The following is an 18920-nucleotide window of genomic DNA, read 5'->3' as shown; positions in this document are numbered from 1 at the left end:
CTTCGAATGCCCATGCGAGGATGGATCAGCCCTGGGTAACTGGTGCGATCTGAATTTCGACGCGGCGGTTCTGCGAGCGCCCTGCTTCCGTCGCGTTGGAGGCAATCGGCTGCGACGGGCCGAAGCCGACGGCCGAGACGCGGCGCTGGTCGATACCCTGGCCGCCGAGATAATCGGCAACCGACAGGGCGCGGCGCTGCGACAGATCCTGGTTATGCTGCAGACTGCCTGTCGAGTCCGTATGGCCGTTGACGTCGATGAGCGTGCGGTTGAACTTGCGCAGCACGATCGCGACGGAATTCAGCGTCTGATAGAAGCCCGGCTTCACGGCATCCTGGTCGACGTCGAAGGTGATGTTCGACGGCATGTTGAGGATGATGTTGTCGCCGTTGCGGGTGACGGAAATGCCGGTGCCTTCGAGCTGCTGGCGAAGCTCGGCTTCCTGCTGGTCCATGTAATTGCCGATCGCGCCACCAGCGAGCGCACCGATACCGGCGCCGATCAGGGCCGCGTTACGCGCACCATGGCCGCGTCCGCCGAGAGCAGCACCTGCGAGCGCGCCGCCAACGGCGCCAAGCATCGCGCCGCCTGCCGTGTTCGACATCTTCTGCTCGCCTGTATAGGGATCGGTCGTCGTGCAGGCGCTCAGATAGGTGGCGGCAAGCGCCAGGACTATGAATTTCTTGATCATTGGCAGAAGGCTCTCCGTTCGAAGCTGACCCGAGCAAATATTAAGGAATGCGGCAACAAGATGAAACGTGCACATCCGATACCGTAAAATCCGGCAAATGCACACGGCGCGCGGCAGACTGTGCCCGGATATCACCAGCTTTGCGACGACCCGCAAACGCGAAAACGCCCGGGAGAGCCCGGGCGATTCGTTTTGGAGAACAGCGATCAGATATTCTGGAAGAGCTGCGTGATGGTGTTGTAGCTCGCATTGGCGATCTGCAGCGACTGGATGCCGAGCTGCCGCTGCGTCTGCAGCGCCGCCAGCCGGCCGCTTTCCTCCTCCATGTCGGCATCGACCAGGCGGCCGATACCGGATGTATAGGAATCCGTCAGCGACTTGGCGAAGTCGTTCTGCAGGTCGATGCGCTTTTCCAGTGCACCGAAGGACGAACCGACTGTGGTCATCTGCTTCAGGGCAGCATCGGTGACGCTGATCATATCCTTGAGATCGTCGGCTGACGTATTGGCATCGAGACCGATCTCGACCTGGCCGGTCGTATCGCCCTCCTTGCTGAAGATCATCACATAGTTCTGCGCCGCACCGAGTTCGGTCGCGTAGTGATCGGTCGTCAGCGCACCATATTCGCCGGTGCCGCCGGCGCGGTCATCGACCATGTAGCGCGCGTCGGCAGAGGTCGTGACACCGGTCGAGGGAACGTCGATGTGATAGGTGAGCGTCGAGACCTTGACCGAACCGTCGTCGCCGCGAATGAAGGCCGCCGGGATCTCCTTCGGCTTCGTCGGATCGTCCTCGTCGGTCAGCTGCACCCAGTTGTCGCCGTTGAAGCTCGCGGCTTCGGACACCGAACGCAGCTGCGACTTGAGCTGGGTAATCTCGTCATTGATCTTGGTCTTGTCGACGCCCTCTTCGGTTGCCGCCACCAGCTTGGATTTGATGGTGGAGACGATCTCGATGGCGCTGGAAACGGCCGTATAGGCAACGCCCATCGTCGCCGCCGCGATGCCGAGTGCATCCTGGATCGCGCCGTTCGCCTTGTTATCGGTGCGAACGGTGGTGGCGATCGCCCAATAGGCACCGTTATCCTGCGCCTTGGCGACGCGAAGACCGGTGGAGACATGATTTTGCGTTGTGGTCAAACTACGGTTGGTGTCGCGCAAAATATGCAGCGCCGCATCAACCGATGTGCGTTGAAAGATACTCACAGAACTCGAACTCCGAACACAACTATACGCAACTAACTGACATGACCGGGTCCGCGAAACGTCATGTTCGGGCGCTGGGATCAGCGGAAGAAAAGCACCTCCAAAAACGCTGGAGGCATTGATCGGTCACGGCGCGATCATTGCCGTTTATACTTAAAAAACGGCTAACTTTCAGAAGTGATTCACGCTGTTTTACAATTCTTCGTTGACCATAAAAAACGCCGCCGGAAATCCGGCGGCGTCTCCTGAAAATATAGCAAAAATGCTTATTCGGCAGCCTGCAGCTGCTCCGCATCCGGCACTACTTTCGGACGTGTCGCATGCGACATTTCCTCGTGCAGCCGGGCCTCTTCATGGGCATGCGGCTTGGCGAAGCGGGCAATCAGCAGGTAGGCGACGGGCGTGATGAACAGCGTTACCAAAGTCGCAAACCCGAGACCGCCGACAATCACCCAGCCGAGCGCCACGCGGGCTTCGGCACCGGCGCCATGGGCAAAGACCAGCGGAACGCCCCCAAGAATGGTCGCGATCATCGTCATCATCACCGGGCGCAGGCGAAGCTCGCAGGCCCGCTCGATGGCTTCGCGCACCTCGACGCCGTGGTCACGCAGCTGGTTTGCGAACTCGACGATCAGAATGCCATTCTTCGCCATGACGCCGACAAGCAGCACCAGACCGATCTGGCTGTAGATGTTGAGGCTCGACCCGGTGATGATCAGCGCAAACACCGCGCAGGCAAGACCGAGCGGCACCGTCGACATGATGATCAGCGACGACAGCACACTTTCGAACTGTGCCGCCAGGACCAGGAAGATGATGACGATCGCAAAGCCGAAGGTCAGCGCCATGCCGCTGGAATTCTCTTCCAGCGTCGCAGCTTCGGCGAGCGGCAGCAGCCGGGCGCCTGAGGGCAGCAGCGGTTCGGCGAGCTGTGTCACCTGATGCACTGCATCGCCGAGCGACATGCCGTCCTTGAGACCTGCGGTGATTGCCACTGAGGCCAGCTGCGATTCACGGTTTAGCTGCGGCGCAACCGATCCTTCCTTCAGCGAAGCGATGACCGACATCGGCACGATCTTGCCATCTCCCGTTTTCAGGAAGACGTTTTCGAGATCGGTCGGATCGTCGATCGGCCGCGTCGTCGAGGTCAGTAGCACGGGATAGGATTCACCGTCGACGAAGACATCGACCACCGAGCGCCCTTCCAGCAGCGACTGGATCGCCGTCGAAAGTCCGGTGATATCGATGCCGAGATCGGAAGCCCGTTCGCGGTCGATCGACACCGAAACCTGGGCCTGCGTCGGCTCATTGGTCAGTCGTGGCGTATCGAACTGCCCGGTGGCGTCGAGCGCCTGGACCAGCTTCAGCGCCGCGGCCGTCAGATCTTCGTAATTGTTGCCGATCAGCGCCATCTGCAGGCCGTTGCCTGCCCCGCGGATGCGCAGGCTGTTCGAGGAGATCGCGTTGCCGCGCAGCGCCGGAACACGCGATGCCGCCCGGTTGATGTCCTGAACGATCTCCGCCTGGGTCCGTTCACGCTCGCCCCAGGGCGCCAGCGTCAGCACCATGAAGCCGCTATTGGCCTGGCCGCCTTGTCCCGAGATCGAGAAGACGTTCTGGATGTCGCCGCTATCGACTAGCGGCTGCAGATACTCTTCGACGAGCTGCATCTTGTCGCGCGTATATTCAAGGCTGGAGCCCTGCGGCGAGGTCAGACGCATCATCACCATGGCGCGGTCTTCGTTCGGCGTCAGCTCGCTCTTGACCGTCGAGAAGGCGAGCAGTGCAGCGCCCCCGAACAGCAGCGAAACGATGATGACGACGAGCGGCGCATTGAGGCAGCGCTGCAGCCCCCATTTATAGGCGGTGGCAAACAGGTTGCCGAAGCGACCGAGCGCCCCGTGATCCTCACGCATCGGCTTTGTCAGCATGCGCGATGCGAGCATCGGACAAAGTGTCAAAGCCACGAGCGACGACAGCCCCACCGAGAAGGCCAGCACGAAGCCGAATTCACGGAACAGACCGCCGACCTGACCGGGCAGGAAAGAGAGCGGGATGAAGACGGCAGCGAGCGTCGCCGTCGTTGCGATGACGGCGAAGAACACTTCGCGGGTGCCGAGCACCGCGGCCGCACGCGGCCCCATGCCCTCGGCCCTTCGCCGCACGATGTTTTCGAGCACGACGATCGCGTCGTCGACGACGAGACCGGTCGCCAGAACGATGGCGAGCAGCGTCAGGATATTGATCGAGAAGCCGACCATGTAGATCGCCGCCAGCGTGCCGATCAGCGCCACCGGCATGCTGACCGCCGGGATCAGCGTCGCCCGCCAGTCGCGTAGGAAGAGATAGATGACGGCGGTGACGATCACGGCGGCGAGGATGAGTGCCAGCTCGACCTCATGGATCGCGCCCTGGATGAACACCGCATCGTCGCTGGTGATCGCGATCTTGGTGCCCTCGGGCAGCGTCTTCGACAGCTGCTCGACGGCGGCATGCACACCGGCCGAGATATTCAGCGTGTTCGACTGCGCCTGACGGATGATGCCGAGACCGATGCCCGGGCTGCCGTTGGAGCGCAGCGCCGTTTCGCCGTCCCGCGGGCCGAGCGTCACGGTCGCGACGTCGCCGAGCCGGACACGGTCCTGCAGGATGACGTTCTGGAAATCCTCGGGCTTCTGCAGGTTGGCGGTGGCGCGCACCACGATATCCTGCGTCGTGCTCTTCAGCGATCCCGCGGGCACATCGAGCGCCGCATTGCTGAGCGCCTGCGTCAGGTCGCCGATCGTCAGCCCGCGGCTTGCCAGCGCGCTCTGATCGACATCGACGCGGAAGACCTTTTCCTGATCGCCATATTCCTCGACATCGGCAACGCCATCGACGGATGCCAGGCGGTCGACGATCTCGTTTTCGACGAGCAGCGTCAGGTCGTCCATGTTGAGATTGCTGGAGGTCACGGCCAGACGCATGATCGCCTGCGAATCCGAGTCCGCCTTGACGATCTGTGGTGCGTCGGCGTCGTCAGGCAGGTTCTGCGTGATCCGGCCGATCGCATCGCGCACGTCGTTAGCGGCCACGGCGAGATCGACGGAATCGGAGAATTCCAGCGTCACGCGGCTCTGGCCGAACTGCGATTGTGAGGAGATGGACTTCAGGCCGCTGACGCGGGCAACCGCGCCTTCGATCACCTTCGTCAGCTCCTGGTCGATCGTCTGCGGCGACGCGCCGTCGAAGGTGGTGCGCACGGTGACGACAGGGCGATCGACATCAGGCAGTTCGCGCACCTCGATGCCGACATAGGCAGCAAGGCCGGCAACCACCATCAATGTGTTGAAGACCAGCGCCAGAATGGGCCGGCGCACGAAGAGAGCGGTGAAACTCTGCTTGCCGGAGGCGCGGTCGTGAATCTCGGTCACGCTCATTGGGTCGCCACTCCATTATTGGAAGCAACCTCGTTGGCCGTGCGAACCGCCCCGCCTTCGCGGATACGCTGCAGGCCCTGGGTGATGATCGCGTCGCCATCCTTGATATCCGCCTTGACGAGAACGTAATCCGGATTGCGCTGCACGATGCTGACGCGCACCTTGTGCGACTTGTTGTCGAGCGCCTGCCAGACGAACGACCCCTGCGAATCCCACTGTACTGCGAGCGGATTGACCGCCGGATATTTGTCGCCCGGGAATTTCATGCCGACATTGAAGGACATGCCGGCGCGCAGCTCGTCCGAGGCGTTGTCGATACGGGCGCGGATGCGCAGCGTACGGCTGGCGGAATCGATGCGGTTGTCGACCGCTTCCACCTCACCCGAAAACACCTGACCGGGACGGGCAACCGACGTCGCCTCAACCGGCTGGCCGACGGAAACCGTGTTGGCAAAGCGCTCCGGCACCCAGAAATCGACGAGGATCTCGCTACGGTCGTCGAGCGTGACGATCGGCGTCGTGGTCGTGACATTGTCGCCGATATTGACCGGGACGATGCCGACGATGCCGTCGATCGGTGCGGTGATATCGCGGCGCGTCAGATTGAGATCGGCGGCCTGCAGCTGCAGGCGTGCGCCCTGCTCGGCAATCTCGGCATCGAATACATCCATGCGCGACACGCTGGATTTGATATTGTGATAGAGGTTGGACTTCTCGAGTGCCGCCTTCAGCGCCACTTCGGCCTGGCCTTTGGCAATCACCTGCTCTTCACTGTCGAGCTTGGCAATCACCTGACCGGCCTTCACCTTGTCGCCCGACTTGATGAGGATCTCGCGGATCGTGCCGGTCGCCTGCGGCGTGACCGCAACCGAACGGATGGCGTCGCCGGTGCCGATAGCGCTCAGCCGGTCGTTGACGACACCCTGGACGACATCCTGCGTGACGACGAGAACCGCGCCATTGCCGCCGCGTCCGCCGCCATTGCGGCGATTGCCACCCTCTGCAGCAGGCGCCGTCGCATCAGCCGTCTTCGCAGACGGCGCAATCCTGGAAACGACGCTCTCGGGAACCCCGGCATTCTTCAAACTATCCGCCGCACCGGGCGCAAAAAATATCCATCCGGCGAAACCGGCAACAATAACAACTATAGAAAGAACAAACTGCTTCCAAAAAGCCATTCACGTCTCCAGAGGGACTCGAGGTTGGACCAGGGTCGGTCGAAAGAGGCGTACTGGGGCAAAGATTCCCGCCTGACTGCGGCAATATCACCCCTTTACAAACCGGCTTCAAGCGTATCCATCCGTCATTACAGAATTGTAATCTGGACGAGGTCCGGAAAGTGGCAATGCAAGTCACTTTTGCTTGAGAAGCGCAGCTTTTTGAAGAATTTTACGGCCCGCTTCTTTAGCGATGCCAGAAAAGCGCAGTAGAAGACGCAGATTTCTCTCAATCCCCGTATCCGGAGGACCGATGCGCCCCGCCCTTCCCTTCCTCCTGAGCTTCACCGGCGGCTATGTCGATACCGCCGGTTTCCTGGGGCTCGGCGGTCTCTTCACCGCCCATGTTACCGGCAATTTCGTGACGCTCGGCGCAGCGCTCGCTTCGGGTACCTCGGGCATCATCGCCAAGCTTCTGGCGCTGCCTGTCTTCTGCCTCACCATTTTTGTGCTGCGCTACCTCATGCGCCGCAGCGTCAGCAACAGTGACCATAGCCTGCGCATCATGCTGATCCTCAAGCTGCTGTTCCTGACGGCAGGTGCGGTACTGGCGATCCGCCTCGGCCCCTTCACCGATCCCGACGGCCTGCCGCTGGTCGCGACGGGCATGCTCCTGGTCACCGCCATGGCGATCCAGAACGCCGTCCACCGCATCCACCTCTCATCCGCTCCGCCGACCACACTGATGACCGGTACGACGACGCAGATCATGATCGACCTTGCCGATGTCGCCCAGGGCGCGACGGGCGATCCCGAAAAGCCGGTGAAAACCCGTCTCTCGAAGATGGCGCTCGCCGTTGCCGCCTTCGCACTCGGCTGCGGGCTGGCCGCACTCTCTTATATCGTCGCGGGCGTCTGGTGTTTCGCACTTCCGCCGCTGCTGGCGCTGGCCTCGGTGGCGCTTGCCTTCCGCCCGGAGAAAACCCCATAAAAGCCTGGGGTACGGAAGCAGAACATCTTTTCTGGTCTTTCGGTACCGAATCACTACATTACGCGGCATGAGCAATAGTTTCGACGACATCCCCTTCTTCGACGAAGAGCCGCAGGCGCCGCGCAAACCAGCTGCTGGCGCCCCTGCAGCGGGCGGCCTGGCAGCCCGCGCCATGGCAGCGCGCGATGGCGGAAGACGCCCGGATTATCTCTCCGGCCTCAACCCGGAACAGACCGACGCCGTCGAAACGCTTGAAGGTCCCGTCCTCGTTCTCGCAGGCGCCGGCACCGGCAAGACCCGCGTGCTGACGACGCGCATCGCCCATATCCTCAATACCAACCGCGCCTTCCCCTCGCAGATCCTTGCCGTCACCTTCACCAACAAGGCGGCCCGCGAGATGAAGGAACGTATCGCCGTTCTCGTCGGCGGCGCGGTCGAAGGCATGCCCTGGCTCGGCACCTTCCACTCGATCGGCGTCAAGCTGCTGCGCCGCCATGCCGAGCTCGTCGGCCTGCGCTCGGATTTCACCATTCTCGATACCGACGACGTCGTGCGTCTCATCAAGCAGCTGATCCAGGCCGAAGGGCTCGACGACAAGCGCTGGCCGGCCAAACAGTTCGCCGGGATGATCGACACCTGGAAGAACAAGGGCCTCGGCCCTGCCGACATCCCGGAAGGCGATGCCCGCGCTTTTGCAAACGGCCGGGGCCGCGAACTCTACTTCGCCTATCAGAACCGCCTGTCGACGCTGAACGCCTGCGATTTCGGCGACCTGCTGATGCATCCGATCGCGATCTTCCGCAAGAACCCGGATTTGTTGAAGGAATATCACGGCCGCTTCCGCTACATCCTCGTCGACGAGTATCAGGACACCAACACCGCCCAGTATATGTGGCTGCGGCTTCTCGCTCAGCGGCCGAAGGGCGAGCCGCAGAATGTCTGCTGCGTCGGCGACGACGACCAGTCGATCTATGGCTGGCGCGGCGCCGAAGTCGACAACATCCTGCGCTTCGAGAAGGACTTTCCGGGCGCCAAGGTCATCAAGCTTGAGCGCAACTACCGCTCGACAGCCCATATTCTCGGTGCCGCCGCGCACCTGATCACCCATAATGAAGGCCGCCTCGGCAAGACGCTGTTCACCGACCGCTCCGATCCCGAAGACGTCAAGGTGCAGGTTCATGCCTCCTGGGATTCCGAAGAGGAAGCCCGCGCCATCGGCGAAGAGATCGAGCAGCTCCAGCGCGACAAGCATAAGCTGAACGACATGGCGATCCTGGTGCGCGCCTCGTTCCAGATGCGCGAGTTCGAAGACCGCTTCGTGACACTCGGCCTCAACTACCGCGTCATCGGCGGCCCGCGCTTCTACGAGCGCCTCGAAATCCGCGACGCCATGGCCTATTTCCGCCTCGTCGCCCAGCCGGCCGACGATCTCGCCTTCGAGCGCATCATCAACACCCCGAAGCGCGGCCTCGGCGATACCACGGTGCGCGCGCTGCACGACTATGCCCGCGCCCGCGACATCCCGATGCTGGCGGCCGCCGCCGACATCATCGAAACGGACGAACTGAAACCGAAGGCGCGCAAGGCGCTCTTCGACGTCATCCAGTCCTTCCGCCGCTGGCAGGGACTGCTGGAGAATACCCCGCATACAGAACTTGCCGAGACCATCCTCGAAGAGTCGGGCTACACCGACATGTGGAAGAACGACAAGACGGCTGAAGCGCCCGGCCGCCTCGACAACCTCAAGGAACTCATCCGCTCGATGGACAACTTCGAGTCGCTACGCGGCTTCCTGGAGCACGTCTCGCTGGTCATGGATGCCGAACAGAACGAAGACCTGGATGCAGTCTCGATCATGACGCTGCATTCGGCCAAGGGTCTCGAATTCGACACCGTCTTCCTGCCCGGCTGGGAGGAAGGCCTCTTCCCGCATCAGCGCTCGCTCGATGAAAGCGGCCGCGCTGGTCTCGAGGAGGAACGCCGCCTCGCCTATGTCGGCATAACCCGCGCCAAGCGCCGCTGCCACATCTGGTTCGTCTCCAATCGCCGCATCCACGGCCTCTGGCAATCGACGATCCCGTCGCGCTTCCTCGACGAACTGCCGGAAACGCATGTCGAAGTCGCCGAGACCGAGCAGAGCTACGGCGGCTATGGCCGCGGTGGCTACGGCCAGTCACGCTTCGACAAGGCCGACCCCTTCCAGAATTCCTATTCGACGCCCGGCTGGAAGCGCGCCCAACAGAACAAGACCGACGCCACGCGCGACAACTGGGGCACCCGCTCCGGCCATGCCGTCGAACGCATCGGCTACGGCGAAAGCGGCCCGCGCGGCCGCACCATCGAAGGCGAACTCGTCGCCAAATCCACCTCCGCCGAACCCTCGAAGTTCAAGACCGGAGACCGCGTCTTCCACATGAAGTTCGGCAACGGCAATATCGTCGGCATCGAAGGCAACAAGCTGACGATTGACTTCGATCGGGCCGGGCAAAAGCGGGTGCTGGACGGGTTTGTGGAGCGGGTTTAGGCCGCTCCATTTTTCAGATAGGATTCGATGACGGAAACAATCTGGCCCTTCGCCTTGAAGATATCGGTCACTTGCACGATGTCGAAGCGGCTGCCGGCTTTATCGGCGTCGAAGATCGTCAGAAATTTCGTCTTGCCATTCAGGTGGAGCCGAACGATCGGTTTCCGGTTGTTGTCGTCGAAGTTGATGCCGCAATATGATTTCTGATCACGCATCACGATCCTGCTGATATCGGCAATTTCCGCTCCGATGGCTCTCACAATGTTGAAGCCGTCGATTTCCTCCTGGGTTGTTTCGATCCCGTCCGCATCTTCGGACAACTGCGTGACCGAATCGATATCCTTGATCGTTGGAATATTGACGTTCTCGTTGAAGGCGGCTGTGAGGCGCTTCTGGATTTTCTGCCGAACCAAATCCTCAAAAGCTCTTTTGATGATCGGTTTAAACTCCAGAACGACGGAAGCTGTCAGTTTGCCGTCGTAGAAACCTCTCGAAATCATCCGGACAAACTCGTCATCCGGCTCGTTGAACTGAGACTCGATCGAACTGATCGCAGCCTTCATGCGTTTCAGAGTGCTTGCCGAGCTCTTGATGTCCTCGATCGAGAACCTGTCATGGTGAAACTTTTCAAGCTCCTTCAAATCGTTATCGTTGTAGTCGAAGAGATCGAACTTGAAGAAGGGATTGCTGTCTAGCTTATTGGCCGCATCAAGGTCGGTGAAAAACCAGATCTGAATGCCGTTCGTCAAAATTGCGATCGAGCAATCAGTTGTAGAGAAGTAGCGGTAAAGCTGGCTGTACTGCGCTTCGGACAGGTTTGCGCTGACGGCCTTCGCCTCTAGTATGTATTCGATCTTGCCCTTTATCTTGACCGCGTAGTCGACCTTCTCACCCTTTTTCAAACCGACATCTGCAACGAATTCCGGGACGATCTGCGTCGGATCGAAAACATCGAAACCGAGCGTTCTCAAGAACGGCATTACGAGCGCGTTCTTCGTTGCCTCTTCAGTCAATGCGATATTTTGAGCCGAAACGGCTCTCTTCGACAATTCTGCGACATGCTCTTTGAACGACATAAACGACCCCTCCGGCGCTACACGGAGAAGTATTAAATCAGGATTGGAAAAGAGCAATCCAGGCGAGCGCGATATTTATCAACACTACCCACGCATAAGTTGTATTGAGCGGCAAAGCCCCTCACCCCAACATCTGCATCGACCCCAGCCCCAGAATATCGTTGAGCAGCGCAATCCCCATCCCCAGCGCCACGATCACCAGCCCGATCAGAAACAGCCGCCGCGAGCGGTCGTAGTTGGCGGCGATCAGCGAATCCCGCGCCAGGAGATCGGCGAAGACCTTCACCTGGATGGCGATGCCGATGGTCAGGAAGGCCATGGGGAGGATGTCGATGCGGCTCCAGTCGTTGGGGTTGGAGACCCAGCGGCTGATGAAATTCAGGGAAAAGCCGAGGATGATCCCGGCCGCCGTCAGCGAGCCGTTCCGGAATGTCGAGTCGATCTTCTCTTCTGGACCGGGCTCTGCCACCGCTTTCCCTCCCGATGACGGTCATCCCAAGAAAGGCAGAAATGGCGCGTCTCGGCAAGGGGTTACGCAGGGTGCAGGGCAAGGCTTCACGGCGCGATGGACCTTATGTGAGCCGATGTCACCCATTCGTGACTTCGTCTGCTGCCCCTCCTCGCCCATACTGCCCGCGGGCTGGATAAGGAGGAAGCAGATGAAACGCTACTCGCTGTCGATGATCGGCCTTTCGCTCCTGGTTGCCATCATCGGCAATCCGGGCATCGCCATGGCCTGCAACAAGATCATCGGATCTTGAGCCCTCGACGCAAGGGAACAGAAGGCGCGGGCCGGGGTTCGCGCCTTTTTGCTGCGCGGCATTCAGGCTGAAACGCAGACGATCCGGGCGCCGCGCTCCTCGAAGAGCTGGCGCAGCAGGCTGCGATGGCAGCGGCTCCCCTCCTCGCAATAGCAGCCGACAGCGAAATTCGTGCCCTGCGACAGCAGCGCCAGCATATCCAGCACCCGCGCCACATCCGGCACCGCCATCTCCTTGAGAAAGGCGCGGCTGAACGCCTGCCATTCCTTCTCTGTTTCGGCCGAACGCGCCTCCGCCACAAGTTCGGCGCCCGGCGAAAGCATCGGCAGCCAGACATCGTAATAGTCACGGCTGGCGAATTCTTCCTTCGGCACGCCACGCGGCGGCCGCCTGACAGTGCCGATCCGTAAGCCCTCGTCTTTTCCGCGCGGCGATCCCAGGCGCACGATGCTGATGGCCATTCGTTTCCTCCCGGCAGCGCGATTGATTCCCTGTGACCACGCAAGGCGTACGCTGCGCTCGACAATATGCCGCAGCCGGCGACGGCGTGCCAAGAGGCAGGCAACGGCCGCCTGGGACGGCGAGACCGGCGCAAAATGCCAAAAACCAACAGAAAACCGAGGGAGATTCGTCGAAAATCGCTCTAAAATACCATTCTATTTCAAAGAGATAATTTCGGTACGCCAAAGTTTAGACTGCGTCGGCATCATCCGTCAATCGTACTTCTCCCCTGTCAAAACGCCGCTTTGACCCGACTCGCAAATCGGCTTAGCCCGGCTCCTGTCCGGCCATGAAGACCGGGCTTCACGATGAACTCGCAAAGGAGGTTCTAGTGACCAGTGTATCATCCTTGGGCAGCGCCCTCACCCAGTATCAGTCCCCGATTTCGAGCCTCGACAAGAACGGCGACGGCATTATCTCCGCCGACGAGCTTGCTGCGGCAAACATTTCCACCGGTGCATCGACGACCGCCACCAGTACTGCGAAGGCGTCCTCCACCAGCACCGACGACGACAGCGGTTCCACCACCGACGTCGTGCAGCGCATCACCGCCGATATCCTCAACATGATGCTGCAGATGCAGCAGCAGTCCGATAGCGGCACCAGCAGCGATGACAGCAGTGACGGCACCGACGCCGCAAGCGGCCCACAGGGCGTTCTTGCTTCGCTCGATGCCAATGGCGACGGTCAGCTGACGACCAGCGAAATCCTCTCCGGCGATACGCAGGCCCTCGCAGGCAATGCGTCGGGCGATGACGACGATCAGTTCCTGACCAATATCCTCAGCGATATCCAGAAGTCGCAGCAGGCCTACCAGAATACCTACGGTTCCTCCCCTGCTGCCGATACGGCAGACACGCAGGGCGAGATCCAGGCCATCTGACCCGAGCCGGGCTCCGCCGGGGGAGCCTTGCCGGGAAAGATGGACGTTGATTGATGAGTGGCAGCCGCGTCACCGGACTGCCGCAGTCTAAAGACGCAGAGAACGGCAAAATGCACACGCGACGCGCGTGATGTCAGGCAGATGAGGCGAACGTGCTTAAAGTACCGCACCGCCAATCGAAATACCCGAAAAATAGGGCTTGCATGCAAAGCCTGAGACCCCCACTAATCGCTTGAGATGATCGCGATCCCGATTGCGCAAGACACGCTTCGAGGGAGTCCTTTTTGATGAGAGCGCTTCTGCTCGTCGATATCCAGAACGGCTTTTGCCCGGTGGCAATCTTCCCGTTCCCGATGGCGACAAGGTCGTCCCGGTGGCGAATCGTCTGATCGACAGTGGAAAATATCAGCTGATCGTCGCTTCGCAGGATTGGCATCCGCCCGGCCATAGCAGCTTCGCCTCCTCCCATTCTGGAAAACAACCCTTCGAAATGGGCGAACTCTCCGGCAAGCCGCAGATGCTGTGGCCGGATCATTGTGTCCAGCACACCGTCGATTCCGAGCTGCATCCGGAGCTGAAGGCCGACGAGATCGACCTCATCCAGCAGAAGGGTGAAAACCCGCATGTCGACAGCTACTCGGCCTTCCGCGACAACGACCGCGATGCCTCGACCGGCCTGTCGGATTTCCTCGAAGACCAGGGCGTCACCGAGCTCGACGTCTGCGGCCTCGCCACCGATTATTGCGTAAAGTTCTCGGCGATCGACGCGCTCGACATGATCCCCGGCGTCAAGGTGCGTTTCATCGAGGACGCCAGCCGCGGCATCACCGCCGAGGGTGTGGACGCCGCGATCGAGGAGATGCGCGCCCGCGGCATCGAGATCATCGGCAGCGAACACGTGCTCGAGGCCTGAGCCTCAGTCCGTCGCCGCCCGTTCCAATCCATAGATATCGTCGGCCAGATCCTCGGCGCGCTTGGCAAAGGCCGCATGCGCATCCTGCAGCCCCTTCTTGTAATAGGCGGCGCCGATCTCCTTGGCGAAGAACTCCATGACCAGCTCCGCCTTGATGATACCGATGGACTGATCGAGCTCGCTGTCGAAGAAATGCTGAATGCGCGAGCTCAGCTGCGCCTTCTCATCCTTCGAGAATTCCACCGCTTTCATCGCTCTTCCTTTCCTCGTGAACGCCACCACCGTTCAGCGAAATCGATCGGTCAATCAAGGAAATTCGATTGCGGCGGAAGCCTTTGCGCCATAGAGGAGGCCCATTCGAGAAAAGGAAGATACCGATGAGTCGGTCGGATTTCGTTGACGGCTTGCGGGGCGGCTTTGCCGTGGCCCTCGCCTCCGCCCCCTTCGGCGCGCTGTTCGGGGCGCTCGCCGCCGATCACGGCATGTCGCTTGCCGAGCTCACCTTCATGAGCGCCACTGTTTATGCCGGCGCCAGCCAGATGGTCGGCATCGAGCTCTTCGGGGGCAATGTCCCGGCCTGGGTGATCGTCGCCTCGATCCTCGCCGTCAACTTCCGCCACGTTCTTTATTCGGCAGCGATCGCCAAGCACATCCGCCATTTCACGGCGCTGCAGAAGTTCTTCACCTTCTTCCTGCTGGTCGATCCGCAATTTGCCGAAACCGTCAAGCGCGGTGAGGCCGGCAAGCCGGTCACCTTCATCTGGTACCTCGGCTTCGGCATCATCATCTACATTCCCTGGGTGCTGATCAGCCTGCTCGGCGGCGTTCTCGGCAGCTTTATCGGCGATCCCAAGACGCTCGGTCTCGATATCCTGCTGCCCGCCTATTTCCTCGGCATCGTGCTCGGCTTCCGCAGCCGCGACAACTTCCTGCCGGTAGCGCTCGTCAGCGCGGTTGCCTCGGTGATCGCCTATCACCTCGTCGGCTCGCCGTGGCATGTCAGCCTCGGCGCCGCCGCCGGCATCATCCTGGCGGCACTCCTACCGCTACCCGCCGTCCACGCGCCGGAACCGGCCAACGAGCCGCACGAGGTCTGATCATGCAATTCGATCTCCACATGGTCCTCGTCATCATCGCCGCCGCCGTCGCCACGTACGCGACGCGCATCGGCGGCTACGTGCTGATCACCACGATGAAGCGCATTCCGCCGCGCATGGAAGCGGCGCTCAATGCCGTCCCCGCCGCCGTCCTGACGACGCTGGTCGCCCCCGCCTTCTTCGATGGCGGCTGGGATTCCAAGCTGGCGCTCGCCGCCGCCCTCGTCATCGGCCTGCGCTACTCGCATATGTGGATGCTCGCCGTCGCCTGGGTCATCGTCATGGCCTGGCGCCACACGATCGGCATGTAACGGAAAAGGGCGGCTCAAGGCCGCCCTTTGTTTTTGTCGGCATATCGCGCCTCAATATTCCAGCGGCAGCGTCGCGTTCTCCAGCCACGCCTGGACATCCTTGTCATGGATCAGCGGCATCAGCGCCTCGCGGGTGCGGGCGTGATAGTCGTTGAACCAGTGCAGTTCGTCATGCGTCAGGAGTTCCGGAATGACGATCGTGCGGTCGATCGGGCAGAAGGTCAGCGTCTCGAAGCTGCGCATCGGCGTATCGCCACCCTCGACCTCTTCGGCCTCGCGCACATAGATCAGGTTCTCGATGCGGATGCCGAAGCTTCCCGGCCGGTAATAGCCCGGCTCGTTGGAAAGGATCATGCCGGGCAGCAGCTCCTGCGTCGAAAGCTTGGAGATGCGCTGCGGCCCCTCATGCACTGAGAGATAGGAGCCGACGCCGTGGCCGGTGCCATGGCCGAAATCGGCCCCCGCCCGCCACAGCGCGATACGCGCCAGCGGATCGAGATCGCAGCCGCGCGTGCCCTTGGGAAAGCGCGCCGTGCTGATCTGGATCATGCCCTTAAGCACCAGCGTGAAGAAGCGCTTGTGCTCCTCGGTGACGGCACCGATGCCGACCGTGCGGGTAATGTCGGTGGTGCCGTTGATATATTGTGCGCCTGAATCGATCAGGAACAGCTCGCCCGCCTGGATCGGCCGGTCGGTATCGACAGTGACGCGGTAATGCATGATCGCCGCGTGTTCGCCCGCACCCGAGATCGTATCGAAGGACACATCCTTCAGCGGGTTCTGCATGCTCTGGCCGACGCTGGCGCGCACAGCTTCAAGCTTCTCTGCCGCCTGGATCTCGGTGACACCGCCGGGCTTCTGCGTCGAGAGCCAGTAGAGGAACTCGACCATCGCCGCACCGTCCTGCAGATGCGCGGCAGCCGAGCCGTTGATCTCGACATCGTTCTTGATGGCGCGCGGCAGCTTTGCCGGATCGGCACCCTCGACCACTTCGCCGCCCGCCTTGCGGATGATCTCGGCAAGCGCATAGGAGGCGATCTCCGGATCGATCATCACCCGGCCGCCATCCTTCGAAACCGCGGCAAGCCGCTCGTCGAGCGAAGACGGCGGCAGCTGCGTCGAGATCTGCGCCAAATAGGCCTCCTGCTCAATGCCGGTCTTGCGCTTGTCGAGGAAGAGCTCGGCCTTGCCGTCGGCATGAATGATGGCACGCGCCAGGGGATGCGGCGTATGCAGCACGTCGGCGCCGCGGATATTGAAGATCCACGCGATCGAGGAAGGATCGGCGATCAGCACCGCCGCCACCTTCTTCTTGGCAAGGTCAGTGGCAACAGTCGCGATCTTGTCCTTCGCCAGCACGCCCGCCTGGGCGATATTCTGGATCGCCACGGCGCCCAACGGCTCGGCCGGACGATCGCTCCACAGCCTGTCGAGCGGATTGTGCGGCAGGAACACAAGGCTGCCGCCGATCTCGGACAGCGCCTGCTGCAGCTTGCGCACTTCCGATCCCGAATGCAGCCAGGGATCGATGCCGAGACGCATGCCTTCCTTGCCGTTCTTCGGGATCCACAGATGCGGCGGCTCGTTGACGAGATCGCCGCCGGTAAAGACCGATCCGTCCACCTGTTCGGCAAGCTGCGTCACGTAGCGGCCGTCGACGAAGACGATCGCCTGCGTGCGGGCAATCAGCGCAATGCCGGCCGATCCGGTGAAACCGGAAATCCAGGCCAGCCGCTCCGCGCATTTCGGCACATATTCGCCGTTGAACTCGTCGGCGCGCGGCACCAGAAAGGCGTCGATCCCGAGCGCATCGAAACTTTCACGCAAACCCGAGACCCGATCGCGGCCGAATTGCGGCGTGGACGTCACTTCAAAAGACTGAAACATGCTGAAAACCCAATGCTGAAGGCCGAATCCGCCTGAGAGCGGTTGGCGCTATGTTACCGGAATTTCTAGGGAAGTGGAGAAAAACACCGCCACCTCTCCTTAAGGCAGGCCGCCCATTATTTTGGCAGAAATGTGACAGAAAATGTGAAACTGGCACGCTTTATGCATTCCACGCATGGCTCCCATGACGCAAACCCTCTGCCTGAGTTTTTTCGGATGATTATATAGAGCGCATCAAACGGGTTCGAGATGAACCTCAAACGAAAAAGGAATTTTGAAATGACTGCCTCTCTGTCGCGCTTCGCTTACAGCAGCCCGGTGCAGGCTGGCGAGCGCCAGACTGTCCGTCATGTCATCGGCTCGCGCCGCCCGCTCAATGAGGATAGCCTCAAGATGCTCGGCACCAGCCACAAGTCTACGCGCCACAAGGGCGCACCCAGCTACGCGTTCTGAGCTATTTGCCGCTTCGTCTCTCCTCCTCCCTCGACGGACCGGCAATCAGAACTGTAGAGCCCACTCGAGCGCTCCTCCTCCTTTAGCTCGTGGGCACGACCGTTAGACGGTCAAAAGGCGGTGCCACTGGCACCGCCTTTTCTTTTCCCGGAATTGCTTTCTCTGGCCCTTACGGACGATCGAGATGGATCGTCACCCAGCCGTTGCGCCAGATGGTGCGCACATGGCGAAGCTTCTGGCCGTTATAGGCTGACAACACCTTCCAGCGCTGCGATGCCAGAATGCCCGACAGGATGACCGTGCCGCCAGCCGCCAGATTGTCGGTCAGCTTCGGCGCCATGCGGATCAGCGGCCGCGCCAGAATGTTGGCGATGATTAGGTCGAAAGGCCCGTATTCGGAAAAGGCGGTCGAATGAAAGCCCGGCGCCGTCTTGGTGACGATCCCCGACGATATGCCGTTGGTGCGCACGTTCTCTGCGGCAACGCGCGTGGCGATCGGGTCGATGTCGGTGGCCAGAACCGGGATGTTCTTCAGCTTGCGCACGGCAATCGCCAGAACGCCGCTGCCGGTGCCGAGATCGAGCGCATTCCTGACGGTGCGCGAGCGCATCACCCGGTCGATCACCTCGAGGCAGCCGGCTGTCGTTCCGTGATGGCCGGTGCCGAAGGCCTGGCCGGCGTCGATCTCGATGCCGATATCGCCGGAGCGCACCTTGTCGCGGTCATGCGAGCCATGCACCAGGAAGCGCCCTGCCCGCACCGGCTTCAGCCCTTCGAGCGACTTCGCCACCCAGTCGACATCGGGAATGACCTCGCGCTCGACCGAGAGCTCGGGATAATTAGCCGTCAGCGCCTCGTCGACGCGCCGGCGCACCTCGTCCTCGTCTTCCCGCATCATGTAGACGGAGGCTTCCCAGATATCCTTCTTCTCGTCGATCTCGGTCGTGGCAATGGCGAAGTCCTCTTCGCCGAAAACCTCGGTCAGCAGATCGAGCACCTGCTCGGCCTTCTTCTCGGTGGTCGAGACATACAGGCGGATTTCACTCACGAA

General features: G+C 61.2%; 16 protein-coding genes and 1 pseudogene. 7 read left to right on the top strand and 10 right to left on the bottom strand.

Annotated elements, in window-relative coordinates:
* Window positions 1-25: 25 nt before the first annotated feature.
* The 4 genes from F2982_RS17300 to F2982_RS17285 all read right to left on the bottom strand — a co-directional run bounded on the left by F2982_RS17300 (window position 26) and on the right by F2982_RS17285 (window position 6493).
* Window positions 26-691 carry an OmpA family protein gene (locus F2982_RS17300; protein WP_112715407.1) on the bottom strand — a complete coding sequence of 222 codons (666 nt, stop codon included), beginning with the start codon at window positions 689-691 and terminating at the stop codon, window positions 26-28.
* Window positions 692-897: 206 nt separating this feature from the next.
* Window positions 898-1896, bottom strand: a complete 999-nt coding sequence (locus F2982_RS17295; RefSeq protein ID WP_130278017.1) for a flagellin — start codon at window positions 1894-1896, stop codon at window positions 898-900.
* Between the two features lie 266 nt (window positions 1897-2162).
* Window positions 2163-5315 (bottom strand): efflux RND transporter permease subunit, encoded by a 3153-nt coding sequence (locus tag F2982_RS17290; protein WP_203428558.1) that lies wholly within the window; start codon window positions 5313-5315, stop codon window positions 2163-2165.
* Window positions 5312-6493 (bottom strand): efflux RND transporter periplasmic adaptor subunit, encoded by a 1182-nt coding sequence (locus F2982_RS17285; RefSeq protein ID WP_203428557.1) that lies wholly within the window; start codon window positions 6491-6493, stop codon window positions 5312-5314. Before F2982_RS17285 ends, F2982_RS17290 begins: the two co-directional genes overlap by 4 nt.
* A gap of 292 nt (window positions 6494-6785) precedes the next feature.
* Between F2982_RS17285 and F2982_RS17280 the strand changes: the two genes are divergently transcribed.
* Entirely contained in the window at window positions 6786-7463 is a 678-nt protein-coding gene (locus F2982_RS17280) for a YoaK family protein (protein ID WP_203428556.1), read from the top strand.
* A 67-nt stretch (window positions 7464-7530) separates the two neighbouring features.
* Window positions 7531-9987 carry a UvrD-helicase domain-containing protein gene (locus F2982_RS17275; protein WP_203428555.1) on the top strand — a complete coding sequence of 819 codons (2457 nt, stop codon included), beginning with the start codon at window positions 7531-7533 and terminating at the stop codon, window positions 9985-9987.
* On the opposite strand, the gene F2982_RS17270 is transcribed toward F2982_RS17275, so the two are convergent.
* The 3 genes from F2982_RS17270 to F2982_RS17260 form a co-directional block, all read right to left on the bottom strand.
* The gene (locus tag F2982_RS17270) at window positions 9984-11063 is read right to left on the bottom strand and encodes a type I restriction enzyme HsdR N-terminal domain-containing protein (protein ID WP_112715420.1); all 1080 of its coding nucleotides are present in this window, start codon (window positions 11061-11063) and stop codon (window positions 9984-9986) included. The genes F2982_RS17275 and F2982_RS17270 overlap by 4 nt on opposite strands.
* Before the next feature lie 121 nt (window positions 11064-11184).
* Window positions 11185-11532 (bottom strand): hypothetical protein, encoded by a 348-nt coding sequence (locus tag F2982_RS17265; protein ID WP_112715422.1) that lies wholly within the window; start codon window positions 11530-11532, stop codon window positions 11185-11187.
* Window positions 11533-11886: 354 nt separating this feature from the next.
* Entirely contained in the window at window positions 11887-12285 is a 399-nt protein-coding gene (locus F2982_RS17260; RefSeq protein ID WP_203428554.1) for a DUF488 family protein, read from the bottom strand.
* A gap of 371 nt (window positions 12286-12656) precedes the next feature.
* On the opposite strand from F2982_RS17260, the gene F2982_RS17255 reads away from it, so the two are divergent.
* Together F2982_RS17255 and pncA are read left to right on the top strand one after the other, a co-directional pair.
* Complete coding sequence (locus F2982_RS17255; protein ID WP_112715743.1) at window positions 12657-13208, top strand: hypothetical protein; 552 nt, start codon at window positions 12657-12659, stop codon at window positions 13206-13208.
* Window positions 13209-13495: 287 nt separating this feature from the next.
* Window positions 13496-14121 (top strand): annotated as a pseudogene (gene pncA / locus F2982_RS17250) (bifunctional nicotinamidase/pyrazinamidase).
* Window positions 14122-14124: 3 nt separating this feature from the next.
* On the opposite strand, the gene F2982_RS17245 reads toward pncA, so the two are convergent.
* Window positions 14125-14373 (bottom strand): DUF2164 domain-containing protein, encoded by a 249-nt coding sequence (locus F2982_RS17245; protein WP_203428553.1) that lies wholly within the window; start codon window positions 14371-14373, stop codon window positions 14125-14127.
* A 125-nt stretch (window positions 14374-14498) separates the two neighbouring features.
* On the opposite strand from F2982_RS17245, the gene F2982_RS17240 reads away from it, so the two are divergent.
* Both F2982_RS17240 and F2982_RS17235 read left to right on the top strand, forming a co-directional pair.
* Entirely contained in the window at window positions 14499-15218 is a 720-nt protein-coding gene (locus tag F2982_RS17240; RefSeq protein ID WP_112715430.1) for an AzlC family ABC transporter permease, read from the top strand.
* Window positions 15219-15220: 2 nt separating this feature from the next.
* The gene (locus F2982_RS17235) at window positions 15221-15529 is read left to right on the top strand and encodes an AzlD family protein (RefSeq protein WP_112715432.1); all 309 of its coding nucleotides are present in this window, start codon (window positions 15221-15223) and stop codon (window positions 15527-15529) included.
* 51 nt (window positions 15530-15580) lie between these two features.
* Here the strand turns inward: F2982_RS17235 and F2982_RS17230 are convergent, their stop codons facing one another.
* Window positions 15581-17416: an aminopeptidase P family protein gene (locus tag F2982_RS17230; RefSeq protein ID WP_203428552.1), complete on the bottom strand. Its 1836-nt coding sequence runs from the start codon at window positions 17414-17416 to the stop codon at window positions 15581-15583.
* Window positions 17417-17695: 279 nt separating this feature from the next.
* Here F2982_RS17230 and F2982_RS17225 point away from each other — a divergent pair, with 279 nt between their 5' ends.
* A complete protein-coding gene (locus F2982_RS17225) occupies window positions 17696-17869 on the top strand; it encodes a hypothetical protein (protein WP_203428551.1) in 174 nt (57 codons plus the stop codon).
* A gap of 169 nt (window positions 17870-18038) precedes the next feature.
* Here F2982_RS17225 and F2982_RS17220 read toward each other — a convergent pair whose 3' ends face one another.
* Window positions 18039-18917, bottom strand: coding sequence for a 50S ribosomal protein L11 methyltransferase (locus tag F2982_RS17220; RefSeq protein ID WP_112715438.1), 879 nt, complete (start codon window positions 18915-18917; stop codon window positions 18039-18041).
* Window positions 18918-18920 lie beyond the last annotated feature (3 nt).

This window comes from Rhizobium sp. BG4, from assembly GCF_016864575.1.
Classification (GTDB): domain Bacteria; phylum Pseudomonadota; class Alphaproteobacteria; order Rhizobiales; family Rhizobiaceae; genus Rhizobium.
The sequence above is the reverse complement of the archived record's forward strand: the minus strand, read 5'-3'. Positions and strand labels throughout refer to the sequence as shown.